Origin of the sequence: Accumulibacter sp. (assembly GCF_036625275.1) — a bacterium.
Lineage (GTDB): Bacteria > Pseudomonadota > Gammaproteobacteria > Burkholderiales > Rhodocyclaceae > Accumulibacter.
Genome location: NZ_JAZKUD010000017.1, coordinates 1 through 15,678, shown reverse-complemented (window position 1 = coordinate 15,678; position 15,678 = coordinate 1). Strand labels below are relative to the sequence as shown.

Here is a 15,678-nt window from a genome sequence, read left to right as displayed (position 1 = left end):
CCCTCCATGCTCCTCTGACCCCTTCGAATTGCCCCTCTCAGGAAACAGGACCGATGCGCCTCAAGCATAAACTGTTCGCACTGACTTTTGTTCCCATGCTCTTCCTCCTCGTTTTCTCGGTGCGCACGACGCTCGAGAAGATACGCCAGACGCAGGAAATGACGGCTCTCCAGGAAGTGGCCGGAGTTTCTGCCGCGATCGGCAGCCTGGTTCATGAAATGCAGAAAGAGCGGGGGATGAGCGCCGGTTTCATCGGCAGCAAGGGCAGCAACTTTGGTAACGATCTTCCCATACAGCGCGCCGAAGTGGATAAGCAACGGGCGCTGCTGGACAAGCAACTGACCGGCTTTTCCGCCGCGAGATATGGGGAGAAGTTGCAGGGCGATCTCGCCGACATTGGCAAGCAACTCGCCGATCTGCCGGCAAAGCGCAACGCCGTGTCGGCTCTGGCGATCGGTGGCTCCGAGGCCATTTCGTACTACAGCAAAACGATTGCCAGCCTGCTGGCGGTGGTCGGACAGGCGTCCTCGGTTTCCAGCGACCCCCAGGTGGCGCGTGCGGCCAGTGCCTACAACGCCGTGTTGCAAGGCAAGGAGTATGCTGGCATTGAGCGCGCAACGCTTTCAAACGTCTTCGGCTCGGACAGGTTTACGCCCGAGATGTTGGTCCGTTTTCTTTCGATCTCCGCCGCGCAACAGACCTGGTTTTCGGTCTTTCGCCTCTACGCGACGCCGCAACAGGCCGCTGATTTCTCGAACAAGGTAGCGGGTGCGGCCGTCGACGAAGTGGCCAGAATCAAGCAGACTGCCATCGACAACATGCTCAGCCCGGCGCTTGGCATGGATGCCCGGAGCTGGTTTGCCAAGGCAACCGAGCGCATCAATCTGCTGAAAGCCGTCGAGGACGGCCTTGCCGGCGATCTGCTGGGTCTGGCCGCGGCGCGGCTGTCCGAGGCTCGGCTGAGCATGATGATCACGCTCGGCCTGACGCTGCTGGCTCTGGTACTGACTTCGTTGATCGGCATGCGCCTGATCCGCCAGATTCTGCGACAGATCGGCGGCGAACCCGAGCAGGCGGTGCAGATTGCGCGACAGATTGCCGACGGCGATCTGTCGCATGACATCGAGGTGGCTGGCAGCGATCAGACGAGCCTGATGGCAGCCATGCAAACGATGCACGGAAAACTGTCGCGCATTCTCGTCAACATCGAAGAGAGCGGCAAGCAGATGGGACAGTCCGCTTTCCAGATCTCGACCATTTCGCAGAGTATTGCCGATGTCACCCGGCAGGAGGAATCACGCTCGGCCGAAGTGACGACAGCGACGAATGCGCTGACCGCCATTGCACGCGAGGTCAAGTCACGCGCGGAAGAGGCGGCCGGGAAGACGCGCGAGGTCGAGCAGGCAGCACAGGATGGCGTTGTTTCGGTGGAAAGGAACATGGCCGAACTGGCGAGCGCCACCAACGAAGTCACACGCGCGTCAGGCGAGGTCAACGAACTGACCAAGGCCGCCGAGCGGATCACGCACATCATCGACACGATCCGGGAGATCGCCGAACAGACCAATCTCCTGGCACTGAACGCGGCGATCGAGGCTGCGCGTGCCGGCGAACAGGGGCGCGGTTTTGCGGTCGTGGCCGACGAAGTGCGCAAACTGGCCGAGCGTACGACCTCGTCGTCGCTCCAGGTCGGCGACATCGTCGAGGCCATTACCAGCCGGGTCAAGTATCTGCGCGAAGCCATGGCGGCCGTTGTCGATCGGGTGAGCGGCAGTCAGGGGGTAGCGGCAGAAACCGCCCAGGCGATGAGTTCCATGGCGCACGGTGTGTCGGACGCGGCACGCAACAACGACGCCATTGCTGCGGACAGCCGGCGGCAAATGACCCAGCTCGAACAGCTCGAAGCCTCGCTGAACAGTCTCTTCGCCACGCTCAGCGAGAGTTCGACCAAGGTCGAGGCAACCGCGGTGATCGGGGTCGATCTGCACAAGGTCTCTTGCGGTCTGAACGATCTCATGGCCGGTTTCAGCTTCCGGCACGATACCAGCATCACGAGTCGGGGAGTGCATGAGAAACGACGCTACCCACGTTTGGAACGTGGGTTACTGGCCAGGCTGGAAACTGCAGATGGTGCCAGTCAGGACTGCCTGACCCAGGATCTCAGTCTCGTCGGAGCGCGGCTGGTACTGAATCGCGCCTTGCCGGAACATGCCCGGGTGGGCTTCTCGCTTTATCTTCCGCAACCGAGCCTCGAACACTATCGAAGTCAGAAACCAGTGACCTTGCAGGGGCAGATCAAGTGGCAGCGACAACACGACGAACGTCTGCTCTGTGGCATCGAATTCGTGAACCTGTCGCCTCACGACCGGGAGCATCTGAAGACCGTCTTCGCCTACTATAACAAGTCCAGCCAGCACTGAAATTTTGGTTCACCACACGACGTCTCTCCAGCCTGAAGGTTCGTGCACTGGTTTTCATTCCGTGCTGTCGGAACCAGTCCGCACCAGTCACTCATGCGCTTTTCACATGGTGGCGGTGGACTGGTCGTCAGGGGAAGTTTGCTCGCTCGGGCAGCCAGACAGGATTCATGGCAGGCAGAGGCCTAACGGTCATGACTTTTCCAGGCACCCCCGATCATGAAAGTCATGACCGTTTCCCTCTCCCCCCGGCCCCTCCCCCGCGAGTGGGGAGGGGGAGATTCGTGAGTCGCTGACGCGACTTTCACATTAAAACGGAATGTCGTCGTCCATGTCCTCAAAACTCGGAGTCTTCTTGGCCGGCGCCTGACGGCTGGCGCCAGCAGCAGGCGCCGATGGCATGCTGCCTCCGTATTCGCCTTCGCTGGCTGACGGCGAACCCATGCCTTCGCGGCTGCCGAGCATTTTCATTTCGTTACCAATGATCTCGGTCGTATAGCGTTCGTTACCTTCCTTATCCTGCCACTTATTGGTCCGGATACGCCCCTCCACATAGACCTGACGGCCTTTTTTCAGGTATTGGCCGGCCGTTTCTGCGAGCTTGCCGAAAAAAACGATGCGGTGCCACTCGGTGCTCTCCTTGTACTCGCCCGAGGTCTTGTCGCGAATACGATCGGTGGTTGCGATCCTGATGTTGCAGACGGCGTCGCCGCTGGGCAGATAGCGGGTTTCCGGATCAGCACCCAGATTGCCGACGAGAATCACTTTATTGACCGAAGCCATGTTGCCTCCCAGAATTGGTGTACGATGGACGAGAAAAGATGAGCGGACAGGCGATAAGCGCGATTATAGGGGCTTATGCCGGCACCGGTGCCGGCCGGCTGCGCGGTGGTGGCATCGACATGGTCAGTCCGAGCAGAAGCCAGACGAAGGACAGCACGGCTCCGGCCAGCCAGACGGCGCCGGCGCCAGCATACTTGGCCAGAATGCCGCCGATGAGGCCGCCGAGAAACAGCCCCATGGACTGCGTGGTATTGTACACACCGAGTGCCGCGCCTTTGGCATGCGGCGGGGCAATCCGCGAAATCAGCGATGGCTGCGTGGCTTCGAGGATATTGAAAGCAACGAAGAACAGCGTCAGCCAGAAAGCCAGGCCGTAGAGTCCGCCGGCAAGCAGGCCGAAACCCATCTGCACCGCCAGCAGCAGCACGATCGCAGCATTGAAGATCAGCTTCATGCGGGCGAATCGCTCAGCGAGAATGATCGCCGGGACCATGATGACGAAGGAAATCAGTAGCGCCGGCAAATACACCTTCCAGTGTTCGGCAACCGGCAGGCCTCCCGTGCTGATCAGTTTGACCGGCAGCAACACCCACATCGATGTGAGCATCATGTGCAGCGCGAAGACGCCGAAGTTCAGACGCAGCAACTGGCGATTCGTCAGGACTTCGACAAAGCTCTGCCACACGGGTTGCCGTGGCACCTTCGGTGCTGCAGGCACCACCTTGAGTACGACGACCACCGCCAGCAGTGCCAGAATCCCGGTCAGCGCAAAAATGCCAGGCATGCCGACCGACACGTACAGCAGTGGTGCACCGACCATCGAAATGGCGAACACCAGACCAATCGACGAGCCGATCATCGCCATGACCTTGGTGAGATGCTGCTCGCGGGTGAGATCGGCGGCGAGTGCCGTGACCGCAGCCGAAATTGCTCCGGCACCCTGGAGTACGCGTCCGGCGATGATCCCATGGATGTCGTTGGCCACCGTGGCCACGAAACTGCCGGCAACAAAAAGCAGTAGCCCGAAGACGATCACCGGTTTGCGCCCGAAACGATCGGACGCGGCCCCGAAGGCGATTTGCAGACAGGCCTGGGTCAGCCCATAGGCGCCGAGCGCGATGCCGACCAGCGCCATGTCATTCCCTGAAGGCAATTCCCTGGCGTAGATCGAGAACACCGGCAGGATCAGGAACAGGCCGAGCATGCGCAGGGCGAAAACTGCCGCCAGACTGATGCCGGTGCGTTTCTCCTGGCTGCTCATGCGGTCGGTATGGGGGAGGGACATGGAATTTGCTGCCGGACTTCGGAATTGCGTATATTAACAGGTTTGCCCAAGCCCCTCAGGTCAGCCCCCATGGACGAGATGCGAGAGATCAGGATCCGCGGCGCACGCACGCACAATCTGAAGAACATCAACCTCGACCTGCCTCGCAACCGACTGATCGTGATCACCGGTCTTTCAGGTTCCGGGAAGTCTTCGCTGGCTTTCGATACCCTCTATGCCGAGGGACAGCGCCGCTATGTCGAGTCATTGTCGGCCTATGCGCGGCAGTTTCTGCAGCGTATGGAGAAACCCGAGGTCGATCTGATCGAGGGACTTTCCCCGGCAATCTCGATCGAGCAGAAAGCGACCAGTCACAATCCGCGTTCGACGGTCGGCACGGTCACCGAAATCCACGACTACCTGCGTCTGCTCTTCGCCCGCGTCGGCACGCCGTACTGTCCCGAACACCAGCAGCCGCTCGAAGCGCAGACGGTATCGCAGATGGTCGATCATGTTCTGGCCTTGCCCGAGGGGAGCCGGCTGATGATCCTCGCACCGGTGGTCACCAACCGCAAGGGCGAGCAGCTTGAGCTGATTGCCGAGTTGCGGGCACAGGGTTTTGCCCGCCTGCGGATTGACGGCCAGATTTACGAGATCGATGCCGTTCCCAAACTCGCCAAGACACACAAACACAGCGTCGACGTGGTCGTTGACCGGCTCAAGATTCGTGACGACATCCGCCAGCGCCTTGCCGAGTCTTTTGAAACCGCGCTGCGCCACGCCGATGGCCGCGCCATTGCCTACGAGATGGACAACGAACGCGAGCATTTCTTCTCTGCCCGGTTTGCCTGTCCGGTCTGTTCGTACTCGCTATCCGAACTCGAACCCCGGATTTTCTCGTTCAACAGCCCACTGGGTGCCTGCCCGAAGTGCGACGGCCTTGGCGTCATCCAGTTTTTTGATCCGAAACGCATTGTGTCTCATCCGGAACGGTCTCTGGCTGCCGGCGCCATTCGCGGCTGGGACCGGCGCAATCCCTTCTACTTCCAGATGCTCTGCTCGCTCGCCGCATACTATGCCTTTGCGATCGATACTCCGTTCAACGAACTGCCCGAGAACGTCCAGCAGATTCTGCTTTATGGTTCGGGGCGCGTGCAAGTGCCGTTCAACTATGTCAACGAACGTGGTCAGATGACCCTGCGCGAGCATGCTTTTGAAGGCATCGTGGTTAACCTCGAACGCCGTTACAAGGAAACCGACTCACTCGCCGTTCGTGAGGATCTGGCGCGATTGATCAGCAATCAGACCTGCCCGACCTGCCAGGGCAGCCGTTTACGCGAGGAAGCACGTCACGTACGCATCGGCAGCAAAGACCATGCACGTACCCTGCACGAAATCAGTCGTCAGCCATTGCAGGATGCACGCGACTATTTTCTGGCGCTGAAACTTCCCGGCAACAAGGCGCAGGTCGCCGAGAAGGTGCTCAAGGAAATCGGCAATCGCCTGCAATTCCTGATCAACGTCGGCCTCGACTACCTGTCGCTCGACCGCTCGGCAGAAACGCTCTCGGGCGGAGAAGCACAGCGCATCCGCCTGGCGTCGCAAATCGGTTCCGGGCTGACCGGCGTGATGTACGTGCTGGACGAACCTTCGATCGGCCTGCATCAGCGCGACAATGAACGCCTGTTGAAGACTCTCAAACAGCTCAGGGACATCGGCAATACGGTGATCGTCGTCGAACACGACGAGGAAGCCATCCGCAGCGCCGATTACGTGGTCGACATCGGCCCTGGCGCCGGCGTGCATGGCGGCTATGTCATTGCCGAAGGAACACCGCAGGCAATCATCGACAACCCGGCCTCACTGACCGGCGACTACCTGGCCGGGCGACGACGCATCGGCATGCACGGCGAGCGACGCCAGCCGGATACCGCGCGCCTGCTGCAGATCGTCGGCGCACGCGGCAACAACCTCGCGAACGTCAGTGTCGACATCCCGGTCGGCCTGTTCACCTGCATCACCGGTGTCTCCGGCTCAGGCAAATCGACGCTGATCAACGACACGCTGTACGCGGCCGCGGCCAGGCATCTCTACGGATCGTCGGCCGATCCGGCCGAGCACGACCGGATCGTCGGCCTCGAACATTTCGACAAGGTGATCAACGTCGATCAGAGTCCGATCGGGCGAACGCCGCGCTCCAACCCGGCAACCTACACGGGCTTGCTGACGCCGATCCGCGAATTGTTCGCGGGTGTTCCGGAAGCCCGTTCGCGTGGCTACGGCCCGGGCCGTTTTTCGTTCAACGTCAAGGGCGGTCGCTGCGAAGCCTGCCAGGGCGACGGCGTGATCAAGGTCGAGATGCACTTCCTGCCCGATATCTACGTCGCCTGCGACGTTTGCCACGGCAAGCGTTATAACCGCGAGACGCTGGAAGTCCAGTACAAGGGCAGAAACATTCACGAAATCCTGCAGATGACAGTCGAGGTCGCGCGCGACTTCTTTGACGCCGTACCGGTGGTGGCCCGCAAGCTGCAGACATTGGTCGATGTCGGTCTCAGCTATATCACCCTGGGCCAGGCGGCCACCACGTTGTCGGGCGGTGAGGCACAACGCGTCAAGCTGGCGCTCGAGCTGTCGAAACGCGACACCGGCAGAACCCTGTACATTCTCGACGAACCAACGACCGGGCTGCATTTCCAGGACATCGAGATGCTGCTGACGGTGCTCCATCGCCTGGTTGACCACGGCAACACCGTGGTGGTCATCGAGCACAATCTTGATGTCATCAAGACGGCCGACTGGCTGGTCGACCTCGGCCCCGAAGGTGGCGCCGGCGGCGGCCGCATCCTTGCAGTCGGCACCCCGGAGCAGCTTGCCATGGTGCCGGCCAGCCATAGTGGCCGCTTTCTGAATCTGCTGCTCACGCGTTACCGCCAGGTCAGCACCATAGCGAAAGCTTCGAACTCCGGCGAAACCGACCGCTGAACGGGCAGCCACGACATTTGCTGGGTGCCAGACGGAAGTCGTTCCACCAAGCCATTCACCTTCGTGATGCGCTGTCTGCCGTCGGCAAGCACAGAAACTTGTTTGCGGCGATGGAATCCATGCCAGAATTACAGCCTTCCAATCTTGACCCTACCCTTCCCTAGATGGCCGTTAAATGCCAGAATTCGGCCAAAGGAATACCCTTCATTACCAGAGGAGATACTATGAACAAGTCTGAAATGATTGATGCCATTGCTGCTCGTACCGACCTGTCAAAGGTCGCATCGGCAAAAGCGCTGGATGCTGTAATCGAGACTATCGTTGAATCGGTTGCTCAGGGCGAAGCAGTGACCCTGGTTGGTTTTGGTTCCTTCAAGGCGAGCGAGCGCGCTTCACGGGAAGGCAAGAATCCGAAGACTGGTGCAAAAATTCTGATCCCGCAAACCGTCGTTCCGAAGTTCGCCGCCGGCGCAACCTTCAAGGCCAGGGTTGCAGGTAAGGACGAGTAACTTGTCAACGGGTTCGGGAACCCGTTGAAGTCAGCAGGCCTGTAGCAGTATGATCCACCCATCTTCGCAACATTTCCCACTAAACATTTACATTTCCCACTATCGGAGTCCTCAATGCGTATATGTGCCGCACTGGCTGCAGTCGCCCTGATCCTTTCGCCACTTGCCGTATCCGCGCAGCAACCTGCCGTCGCCGAAGTCATGGCCGCCGTCGGTCCTGGTCAGTTCGCCGGTCTGCTTGAAGCCAGAGCAACCCTGGTCGTAGAGTCCATCGACAAGGCCTCGCGCAGCATCGTTCTCAAGAACGCCAAGGGCGAACAGATGAAGGTCATTGCCGGCGATGAGATCAAGAATTTCGACCAGATCAAGACTGGTGACCAGGTCGTTACCACTTACACCCAGGAACTGATGATGACGCTCAAGAAGGGCGGCGGCGCGCTTCGCGAGCGTATCGACAGTTCGCAGCAGGGCTCGGCGGCTGCCGGCCAGAAACCGGCAGCCTATGAGGCGAAGGAGGTTGCCTTTATTGCCGATGTGCAACAGGTTGATCTCAAGAAGCGGACCGTGACGCTACGACGCGCGAAGAAGACGGTTACCCTGAAGATCCGGGACCCGGAACAACTCAAACTGATCAGCAAGGGAGATCAGGTGGAGGGCATCTTTGCTGAAGCGGTTGCTGTCGCGGTTGTGCCTGCCAAGGCAAAAAAATAAACTCTTCTTTCCGCCGCACGATCGGAGGAATCGCAATCCCTTGGCGATCCACGGGATTGACGCAGAAAATCGTGCAGAATAGAATGCAAGCGTATTTGGGGGCATAGCTCAGCTGGGAGAGCGTCTGGTTCGCAATCAGAAGGTCGGCGGTTCGATCCCGCCTGTCTCCACCAAGAAATCAAATAGTTAGCAAAATCTTGCCCTTTTTGTTTTTTGCCGGGGTTACGCCGGGGTTACATTTGCCGCGCTTCGACAGGTTTTTCCGGGAAAATCATAGTCGCCAATCTGTATCCTCCGGGGTCTTTTTCGATGACTACTCGCCGTTCTTTGACCCTGGTTGCCGCACTGAGCGTTGGGCTCGTTCTTTCCACCTCGACCAGCGCCTTGACTTGGTCTGCCCTGGATCTCGGGACCTTCGGCGGATCTACCCTTGACGGTCCTGCCACCGGCATCAACGCATCCGAGCAGGTGGTGGGGACGGCGTTTACACCCTCCGCTCATGCCTTTATTACCGGCCCGAATGGGGTCGGCATGACCGACCTCGGGACACTTGGTGGTTCATTCAGTCGTGCCACCAGTGTCAATGCCTTCGGGCAGGTGGTAGGGTATGCAACCACACTGAACGGCGACTCTCATGCCTTCATCACCGGCCCGAATGGGGTCGGTATGACCGATCTCGGGACACTTGGTGGTTCATCTAGCAATGCTAATGGCATTAACGCATCCGGGCAAGTGGTGGGGATCGCAACCACACTGAACGGCGACTCTCATGCCTTCATCACCGGCCCGAATGGGATCGGTATGACCGATCTCGGGACACTTGGTGGTTCATCTAGCATAGCTCGCGGCATCAACTCCTCCGGGCAAGTGGTGGGGAGTGCACAAACAGGTAACGCTTTCCATGCCTTCATCACCGGCCCAAATGGGGTCGGCATGACCGACCTCGGGACACTTGGTGGTTCATCTAGCAATGCTAATGGCATTAACGCATCCGGGCAAGTGATAGGCACGGTGCGTACACTCAGCGGCGACTCTCATGCCTTTATTACCGGCCCGAATGGGATCGGTATGACCGATCTCGGGACACTTGGCAGTTCCTCAGTAACCATTGCCTACGGCATCAACTCCTTCGGGCAGGTGGTAGGAACCGCATATTCAACTTTCAGCGGCAACGGCCCTCCTCCTGGTCCCCTTGGTCCTCGTCATGCCTTCATCACCGGCCCGAATGGGGTCGGCATGACCGACCTTAATTCGCTGTTGACACTTCCCGGTAGGGGTTGGAATTATTTTCATACCGCAGTACGACAATGACCACGGGCAGATTATTGCTAACGCCGTCGACGGACACGCGTACCTGATTTCCGCCGTACCCGAACCGAATTTCGCCGTCTACGAGCCTGAAACCTATGCCTTGATGGTCGCTGGACTTGGCCTCATCGGAGTCATCGACCGGCGCAAGAAACAGGCCGCGTAAGCCGTATTTGCTTCAAGAATCTGATCCACCTTACTCTGGCGAAGTTTGTCTTTTCCGGACTACGTTCTCCAACACTTTGGCGATCTACAGTACCAGGTCGAGCGACTCCAGAACCAGTACCAGCATATCGGACAACCGCCACCGCTCAAGCGTTTCTATTTAGAGCATCATGGACGCCAGCAAGTCGCCGATTCGTCAAGTCAATCCACTTCGTCATTCCCGCCAGTACTACCCTGACGGATGAATCATGCTTCGCTTTCAGCCGTTCAAAGGTCCGCCAGTGCATCCCCTTGGGCTTGCCGCCGTTGGGGTTCGCAATGCCAGCCGGCCAGCCCAGCCGTTCACGGATGTTGTCGGCCCGCCGCATGGCTCGATCGTCTACGGTTTCCCGTTGGCAGGCATACGCCAGCCGGTGGCAATGTCGACAGGCGAAGATGCCGGCGCCGCCCAGGTACAGCAGCGCCACGCGCCGGCCGCATCCGTTCGCAGGGCAGCGAAACCACGCCCGCCGGCCGCCCAGGGTGCAAGCCGTCCATTCCAACCGTACCGGGTAATCCATCGCCTGCCAGTCTGCGCCGCCAGTCTTGTGGCGATAGTTCAGGGTCACGCGATCATCTTCCGGCCGCGCTTGGATCGATGCCACTTGTTCACCGTTGCGTGACCAGTTCAAGCTGAAGCACTGGCCCTGTGTCAGCAGTCCAGCCCGTTGCAGATGCCGCACGTCAAGCGGATAGCTGCCGCTCGTCGTGGCCTTTCCCCACTGTCGCCCGCTACCGTATCCGCCCATCGTCGCCTCGCAGATTTTCCGAAATCATTTGGCAAGTTGCATCGGTATCACCACCGCCGATTCACTGGAATCGCCCGCCGTTGCTGGCTTTTCGGCAGTTTCCGGTGCGGGCAATTTTTGCGTCAATTCTGCGGTAATCATGGTCCTGATGGTGTCTTCCAAGGCGTCGTTTTCGTGCATCGTTGGGTATTTCGCCCGGTGAATGATCGGCTTCGCCAACCTTTCGGCCAGCGGATCGCCCCCGCTCCATTGCTGAACGACGACGGTCAACGCGCTTGGCGCCTTTGTCTCTGGCTTGCCGACGAGATATTGACCCAGCCAGGCCCGCGCCGCGGGGTCACCGCCCTTCGCCGCTTGCAGTGCGCCCGCTACCACGTCCCGCCAATCGTCCAGAGTTACGGTTTCGAGCAGCGTCCCCATGTAATCGCTTTCGGTGCGCCGATGCGCTGCCGTACCGCGGATGAAAGATTCTTGCTTGCGCTTCGTCGTCATTTCGCCCCCTTGGGGTAATTGCTCAGTCCCGGCCAGCGTTCGTGGCCAGGTCGTTGGTCTGGGTCATCGGCATTCGGCGAGTAGCCCGCGCAGCGTTGCAGCATCTCGGGCAGTGCCGGCCGATAGCCGACGATTGCCGACACCAGCCCGCCCGGCTTGGCGATGATGCACGCACCGCCGCGCAGGTTCAGGCATTGCGTACAGAATCGCCGCTCGTCGGGGTCGTCGCCGGTGCGCTCGATCGGTTCGGCGGCAAGGGTCGGCAATTCGCCTCTTGCTGATACCCCTGATACCCCATGATTGCCGCCAGGGGTTTCAGCGCAAGCCTTGCCAATACTGGCTTGCACCCCTGATACCCCTGAACCCCCTGCAAGGTAAGGTCGCGTGAGACTTTTTCCGGTTTCCGCCCGTCTTGAGTGTCCCGGTTCGGCTTTCTCTCCCGCATTGCTGTTTTGTGGGGTATCAGGGGTATCAGGGGTGCAGCCCAGCAATGGCAAGGGTTTCACTGATACCCCGCCGGGGTATTCTGGGGTATCAGGGGTATCAGCTTCGCGTTTCAGCTTGGCGAGCAGATCATCAAGGCCCATGTTTAGCCCTCTGTCAGCTTGTCCGCATTGATCGGGTAGAGTTTCATTCCACGCCCACCGATGCGCACGAAGCGTGCCCGCCTGCCGTCCGCGCCCGGCTTGGGAAGCACTCCGCACGCTTCCAGTTCATCAAGCGCCCGCCGAAAGTCGAAGCCTTTCAATGCGTCGTTCATTCCTTCCGTCGTGAAGAGGTAAAGCCGCCCGTCTGGGGTATCGCGCCACCAGCCGGCCCGGTCGCGTGTTTGGCTTTCGCGGGTTCCGTCCGCATCGGAAAAGCGCCCGTCGCCATGCCGTTCGATGAAGTCGGAAACCCGTTGCAGGATTTGCCGCCGCTCGTCGTTGCCCCGCCCGCGCAGGGATCGCCAGGCATTGAACCCGATCACCGCCGCTTTGACCGCTTCGCCTTCCGGCCAGCCGGTCAGCCCGTACTCGGTCGCCAGTTCGCCGGCCAGCGCGAGCAGCGCGAACCGGCCCGCCGCCCGCTTGTCTTGCCCCTCGAAATCTTGGCGGTTGAAGTCCGGCAAGCCCTTCAGGATCTCCAGCCGCGCCGCGAAGTCGCGTTGATCGTGCGTCAGCCGCTCCAGGAACGCCCGGCCCGGTCGCCCGTAGTGCGTGACCGCAGCCCGCTTGATCGCATCCGACAGCGCCGCCCCGCTGGCGTGATCGTGCAGCACATCGAAGCATCCATGCTGCCGCGCCGTTGGAATGTCGAGCAGTCGAACCGATTGCCCGGCCTTCGATCTGTACCCGCCTTCGGCCATCGTCGTGGCAATAGTGCGTTCGCCGGTCGAGACAATGAAAGCCTGCCAGCGAGTCACCGGCCGCGCCGCGCCGGTTCGGCTTGCCCGTTGCTTGCCCCGCCCGTTGCCCAGCGAATAAACGATGTTGCCGACCTCGCGCGGGTCGCATTCGCTGATTTCATCGAGGGCGAGCAGGCAATCATTGAACAGTACCGCCGCCCCTTCCATGCCGTTGGCCGTTGCCCGCCAACTGCGCCGGTAGTTCGCCCCGCCCCACACGGAAGCCGCCGCTTCCAGAATCGTGGTTTTGCCGGTGCTCGAATCGCCAACGAAGTGCAGCCCGCCGCCTTCAGCATTGCAGCGCGCCAGCAGCGGCCCGGCAAAGGCAGCCGACAAGCCCAGGGCGAACAGGGGATTGCCGACGGCGCGCGCCGCAACCTCTGCCCGCCAGCCGTCGAGCGTGCCTTTCTGCCCGTGTTCCTCGTGCCCGCGTTCGCCGGATTGGAAAATCACGCCCGCCGCATCTGGCCCGATTACCGCATCGGGCAGAACGAATACCGCGCCGCACCAGCCCACTTGAAGGGCGCAACGCACCTTCTTTTTTGGCGGTCGCTCTTGCAGGTAGAGTGCCAGCGTAAAACGCCCTTTCGGGTCGATTTCCAGCCCCATAGCAAGCAGTTCGCCGCGCAGTTCCTCGCCCGATCCGCGCAACAGTTCCATCGGCATGGCCCAATCTCGCCAGCGGCCCGCCGTATTCTTGAAGCGCAGCAGCCGCCCGAAATTGTTGCTGGAACCGTCGAAGGTTTGCGCTTCAACGTACAGCGGCCCGCATATCCAGGTATCCACTGGAACGGACGGCTCTTCTTTCTTGGGTGCGCTCATGGCATGAAGCCAAACGCCCGGCCTCAACTTGCGCCCGGTGTCGAGCGTCGCCCATCCGTCGTAGACTCGAAAGCAAGGGCGATCTTCCGCGGGTACGGGCTTGATTATCTCCTGTTGCGCCTCGCCTTCGCCTGGTTCCACCGCACTGGCGAGCAGATCAGACAGCCCTGATACCCCTGATACTCCATCAGTTTCAGCCGGGGTATCAGCGGAAGCCCGGCCAATACTGGCTTGCACCCCTGATACTCCTGATACGCCGCAATTCGGTAAAGCGTCGAGAAGTTCATCATTCATCGCGCCGCCCTCCGCAGGTTCGCCAGGTCGTTGAAGTCAGATCCGGCCGCGCCTTCGGGAAACTCGGGAACCGCCAGCCGCGCGCCGGTTTCCTTCGCCGCCGCCCGCGCCGCCGTCAAGCCGGGGTTGCCTTCTGTCTTGCGATCGTTGTCCGCGCAGATCAGCAACTCCGCAGCTGGCCAGGCAGCGCGCGCCGCCTTCGCCACCGGCAGCAGGTTGCCGGCGTTCATCGCGCACAACACCGGGTGCCCGGATTCCTCGAACAGCGTCGCGCCGGTCGCCCAGCCTTCGCAGATCAGCAGCAGCGCCGGGTCCGTCAGATCACCGATTGGCGAGAACAGCCCGCCGGCCCGGCCCGGCCGGAATCGCTTGTCGCCATCGGGCATGATTCGCTGCACATTCCACAGCATCCCGTGAATGTCGAACAGGGGAACCACCAGCGCCCAGCCGGCTTGCCGCAAGTCGTGCGCCTGTACGCCCTTGGCGATCAGGTAGGGGTGTGTCGGGTTGGCAGTACCCGCCGCCGCCCAGATCGCCCGCGCCTCGATTGCCCGCGCCTCGTGTTCGGCCCGCCGTTCGGCTTGCGCTTTCGTCCGCGCCGCCCGTATCAGTTCGGCGAAAGCTTCATGTTCAGCATCGTTCAGGCGCTTGCCGTCCGCCGCCCAGGTCGAACGGAATCCGGTTTTCCAACTGCCGAAGATGCCCGCGGCCCGGCCATCGGTGTGCAGGCAGTACCAGCCGTTGCGGGTTCCGCTCCGGTCGCCATCGGCATGGAAGCGATGCAGCAGCCCGTCCGCCTCGATCGCTTCAGAGGGAAGCAGCCCGGCCAGGCGCATCGCTTCGCGGAATTCTTGGAGTGGGTCATTCATCGCCGCCCCCTTGATCGTCAAGGAAGCCAGGCGCCGGCCATTCCGGTGTACCCATCGAGTACAGCGCGACATTGCGCCGGATGACACCACGGAATTCAAACTCCGGCTCGATCACCGTCAGGATGTTGAACCCCTTGCCCCGCAATTCGTGAATGCGCGCCGCCGTTTCGGGGATGGCATGGTCAGCCGTCAGGGTGAAGGATGCCACGGGCTGAAGCGTGCGCAGCAAGTGCAGGACTTCGGCGCACTGCCCGGTGACCATCGGTGGCCTGACGTGATTTGCGTTGCTCATGCTCGCCCCCCTCTTTGCCAACCGCGTTTTGGTCGCCGGCCGATGCGGCTTGGCTTGGCGAAGAATCCGCCTGACAGGATGCTGTTCGGGTTATGATTCGGGCGGTCGAATGTCTTTGAAGCCGTGCGCAGGTTGCCCGCCTGCCACGGCTTTTTGCTGGCCGTCGCCATGGTTCAGGCCGTCGCGCCGGTTTCGCGGGTGCGCTTTTCCAGCCAGGCAAGCAGATCGGCACGCCGGTAGCGCACGGCCCGGCCGACTTTCAGGAAGGGTAGGTTGTAGCGGCCGGTACTGCGCCAAACGCCAAGCGTGCCGGGTGCCACGGTCAGCAGTTGCGCCGCCGCTTGCTCGTCAAGCAGGTCAGCGCCTGCGGCAATCAGGTTGCAGAGGTTTTTGCTTGTCATCATTCGCTCCAGTGGGGAACCACACGAGGCAGTTCAGAACTGCACAGCGCAGTTCATGGAGCGAAGACTAGGTTCTGTTGACACAAGCACCGTTTACTGCGAAGGTTAAAGCCTTTTGGCGATGGTGAACCGGCTCGAAATCAGCGACGAAGAATGGGAGGCGATCTACCCGATACTGGCGGCCCACAGGC

At 60.8% G+C, this 15,678-nt stretch carries 14 protein-coding genes, 1 tRNA gene and 1 pseudogene; 7 read left to right on the top strand and 9 right to left on the bottom strand.

The annotated features are described in order from the left end of the window. Window positions 1-53: 53 nt before the first annotated feature. The gene (locus V5B39_RS08405) at window positions 54-2,420 is read left to right on the top strand and encodes a methyl-accepting chemotaxis protein (RefSeq protein WP_332342444.1); all 2,367 of its coding nucleotides are present in this window, start codon (window positions 54-56) and stop codon (window positions 2,418-2,420) included. A 306-nt stretch (window positions 2,421-2,726) separates the two neighbouring features. Here V5B39_RS08405 and ssb read toward each other — a convergent pair whose 3' ends face one another. Continuing rightward, on the bottom strand, window positions 2,727-3,200 hold the full coding sequence (gene ssb / locus V5B39_RS08400) for a single-stranded DNA-binding protein (protein WP_332342443.1): 474 nt from the start codon (window positions 3,198-3,200) through the stop codon (window positions 2,727-2,729). Between the two features lie 73 nt (window positions 3,201-3,273). Further along, window positions 3,274-4,485: an MFS transporter gene (locus V5B39_RS08395; protein ID WP_332342442.1), complete on the bottom strand. Its 1,212-nt coding sequence runs from the start codon at window positions 4,483-4,485 to the stop codon at window positions 3,274-3,276. Window positions 4,486-4,563: 78 nt separating this feature from the next. Here V5B39_RS08395 and uvrA point away from each other — a divergent pair, with 78 nt between their 5' ends. The 6 genes and pseudogenes from uvrA to V5B39_RS22165 form a co-directional block, all read left to right on the top strand. After that, window positions 4,564-7,449, top strand: a complete 2,886-nt coding sequence (gene uvrA, locus V5B39_RS08390; RefSeq protein ID WP_332342488.1) for an excinuclease ABC subunit UvrA — start codon at window positions 4,564-4,566, stop codon at window positions 7,447-7,449. Between the two features lie 164 nt (window positions 7,450-7,613). Next, complete coding sequence (locus V5B39_RS08385) at window positions 7,614-7,958, top strand: HU family DNA-binding protein (protein ID WP_332342441.1); 345 nt, start codon at window positions 7,614-7,616, stop codon at window positions 7,956-7,958. A 114-nt stretch (window positions 7,959-8,072) separates the two neighbouring features. Then, window positions 8,073-8,669 (top strand): hypothetical protein, encoded by a 597-nt coding sequence (locus tag V5B39_RS08380; RefSeq protein WP_332342440.1) that lies wholly within the window; start codon window positions 8,073-8,075, stop codon window positions 8,667-8,669. Between the two features lie 97 nt (window positions 8,670-8,766). Beyond that, window positions 8,767-8,842 (top strand) — tRNA-Ala (locus V5B39_RS08375). A gap of 136 nt (window positions 8,843-8,978) precedes the next feature. Then, the gene (locus V5B39_RS08370; protein ID WP_332342439.1) at window positions 8,979-9,980 is read left to right on the top strand and encodes an HAF repeat-containing protein; all 1,002 of its coding nucleotides are present in this window, start codon (window positions 8,979-8,981) and stop codon (window positions 9,978-9,980) included. A 73-nt stretch (window positions 9,981-10,053) separates the two neighbouring features. Continuing rightward, window positions 10,054-10,143: pseudogene (locus V5B39_RS22165) on the top strand (PEP-CTERM sorting domain-containing protein); the annotation flags it as partial. 145 nt (window positions 10,144-10,288) lie between these two features. Here V5B39_RS22165 and V5B39_RS08360 read toward each other — a convergent pair. The 7 genes from V5B39_RS08360 to V5B39_RS08330 form a co-directional block, all read right to left on the bottom strand. Continuing rightward, a complete protein-coding gene (locus tag V5B39_RS08360) occupies window positions 10,289-10,930 on the bottom strand; it encodes a hypothetical protein (protein ID WP_332342438.1) in 642 nt (213 codons plus the stop codon). 24 nt (window positions 10,931-10,954) lie between these two features. After that, window positions 10,955-11,422: a hypothetical protein gene (locus V5B39_RS08355; protein ID WP_332342437.1), complete on the bottom strand. Its 468-nt coding sequence runs from the start codon at window positions 11,420-11,422 to the stop codon at window positions 10,955-10,957. Beyond that, a complete protein-coding gene (locus V5B39_RS08350; RefSeq protein WP_332342436.1) occupies window positions 11,419-11,769 on the bottom strand; it encodes a hypothetical protein in 351 nt (116 codons plus the stop codon). Before V5B39_RS08350 ends, V5B39_RS08355 begins: the two co-directional genes overlap by 4 nt. Window positions 11,770-12,011: 242 nt before the next feature. Next, window positions 12,012-13,925 (bottom strand): DUF927 domain-containing protein, encoded by a 1,914-nt coding sequence (locus V5B39_RS08345; RefSeq protein ID WP_332342435.1) that lies wholly within the window; start codon window positions 13,923-13,925, stop codon window positions 12,012-12,014. Next, complete coding sequence (locus V5B39_RS08340; RefSeq protein WP_332342434.1) at window positions 13,922-14,794, bottom strand: toprim domain-containing protein; 873 nt, start codon at window positions 14,792-14,794, stop codon at window positions 13,922-13,924. The genes V5B39_RS08345 and V5B39_RS08340 overlap by 4 nt, the downstream gene beginning before the upstream one ends. Further along, on the bottom strand, window positions 14,787-15,086 hold the full coding sequence (locus tag V5B39_RS08335) for a helix-turn-helix domain-containing protein (RefSeq protein WP_332342433.1): 300 nt from the start codon (window positions 15,084-15,086) through the stop codon (window positions 14,787-14,789). Before V5B39_RS08335 ends, V5B39_RS08340 begins: the two co-directional genes overlap by 8 nt. A gap of 173 nt (window positions 15,087-15,259) precedes the next feature. Continuing rightward, window positions 15,260-15,487 carry a helix-turn-helix domain-containing protein gene (locus V5B39_RS08330; RefSeq protein ID WP_332342432.1) on the bottom strand — a complete coding sequence of 76 codons (228 nt, stop codon included), beginning with the start codon at window positions 15,485-15,487 and terminating at the stop codon, window positions 15,260-15,262. Window positions 15,488-15,678: the final 191 nt, after the last annotated feature.

Coding starts and splice junctions, on each gene's coding strand:
- V5B39_RS08405 (WP_332342444.1), top strand. CDS start 54: ATGCGCCTCAAGCATAAACTGTTCGCACTGACTTTTGTTCCCATGCTC.
- ssb (WP_332342443.1), bottom strand. CDS start 3,200: ATGGCTTCGGTCAATAAAGTGATTCTCGTCGGCAATCTGGGTGCTGAT.
- V5B39_RS08395 (WP_332342442.1), bottom strand. CDS start 4,485: ATGTCCCTCCCCCATACCGACCGCATGAGCAGCCAGGAGAAACGCACC.
- uvrA (WP_332342488.1), top strand. CDS start 4,564: ATGCGAGAGATCAGGATCCGCGGCGCACGCACGCACAATCTGAAGAAC.
- V5B39_RS08385 (WP_332342441.1), top strand. CDS start 7,614: ATGGCCGTTAAATGCCAGAATTCGGCCAAAGGAATACCCTTCATTACC.
- V5B39_RS08380 (WP_332342440.1), top strand. CDS start 8,073: ATGCGTATATGTGCCGCACTGGCTGCAGTCGCCCTGATCCTTTCGCCA.
- V5B39_RS08370 (WP_332342439.1), top strand. CDS start 8,979: ATGACTACTCGCCGTTCTTTGACCCTGGTTGCCGCACTGAGCGTTGGG.
- V5B39_RS08360 (WP_332342438.1), bottom strand. CDS start 10,930: ATGGGCGGATACGGTAGCGGGCGACAGTGGGGAAAGGCCACGACGAGC.
- V5B39_RS08355 (WP_332342437.1), bottom strand. CDS start 11,422: ATGACGACGAAGCGCAAGCAAGAATCTTTCATCCGCGGTACGGCAGCG.
- V5B39_RS08345 (WP_332342435.1), bottom strand. CDS start 13,925: ATGAATGATGAACTTCTCGACGCTTTACCGAATTGCGGCGTATCAGGA.
- V5B39_RS08340 (WP_332342434.1), bottom strand. CDS start 14,794: ATGAATGACCCACTCCAAGAATTCCGCGAAGCGATGCGCCTGGCCGGG.
- V5B39_RS08335 (WP_332342433.1), bottom strand. CDS start 15,086: ATGAGCAACGCAAATCACGTCAGGCCACCGATGGTCACCGGGCAGTGC.
- V5B39_RS08330 (WP_332342432.1), bottom strand. CDS start 15,487: ATGACAAGCAAAAACCTCTGCAACCTGATTGCCGCAGGCGCTGACCTG.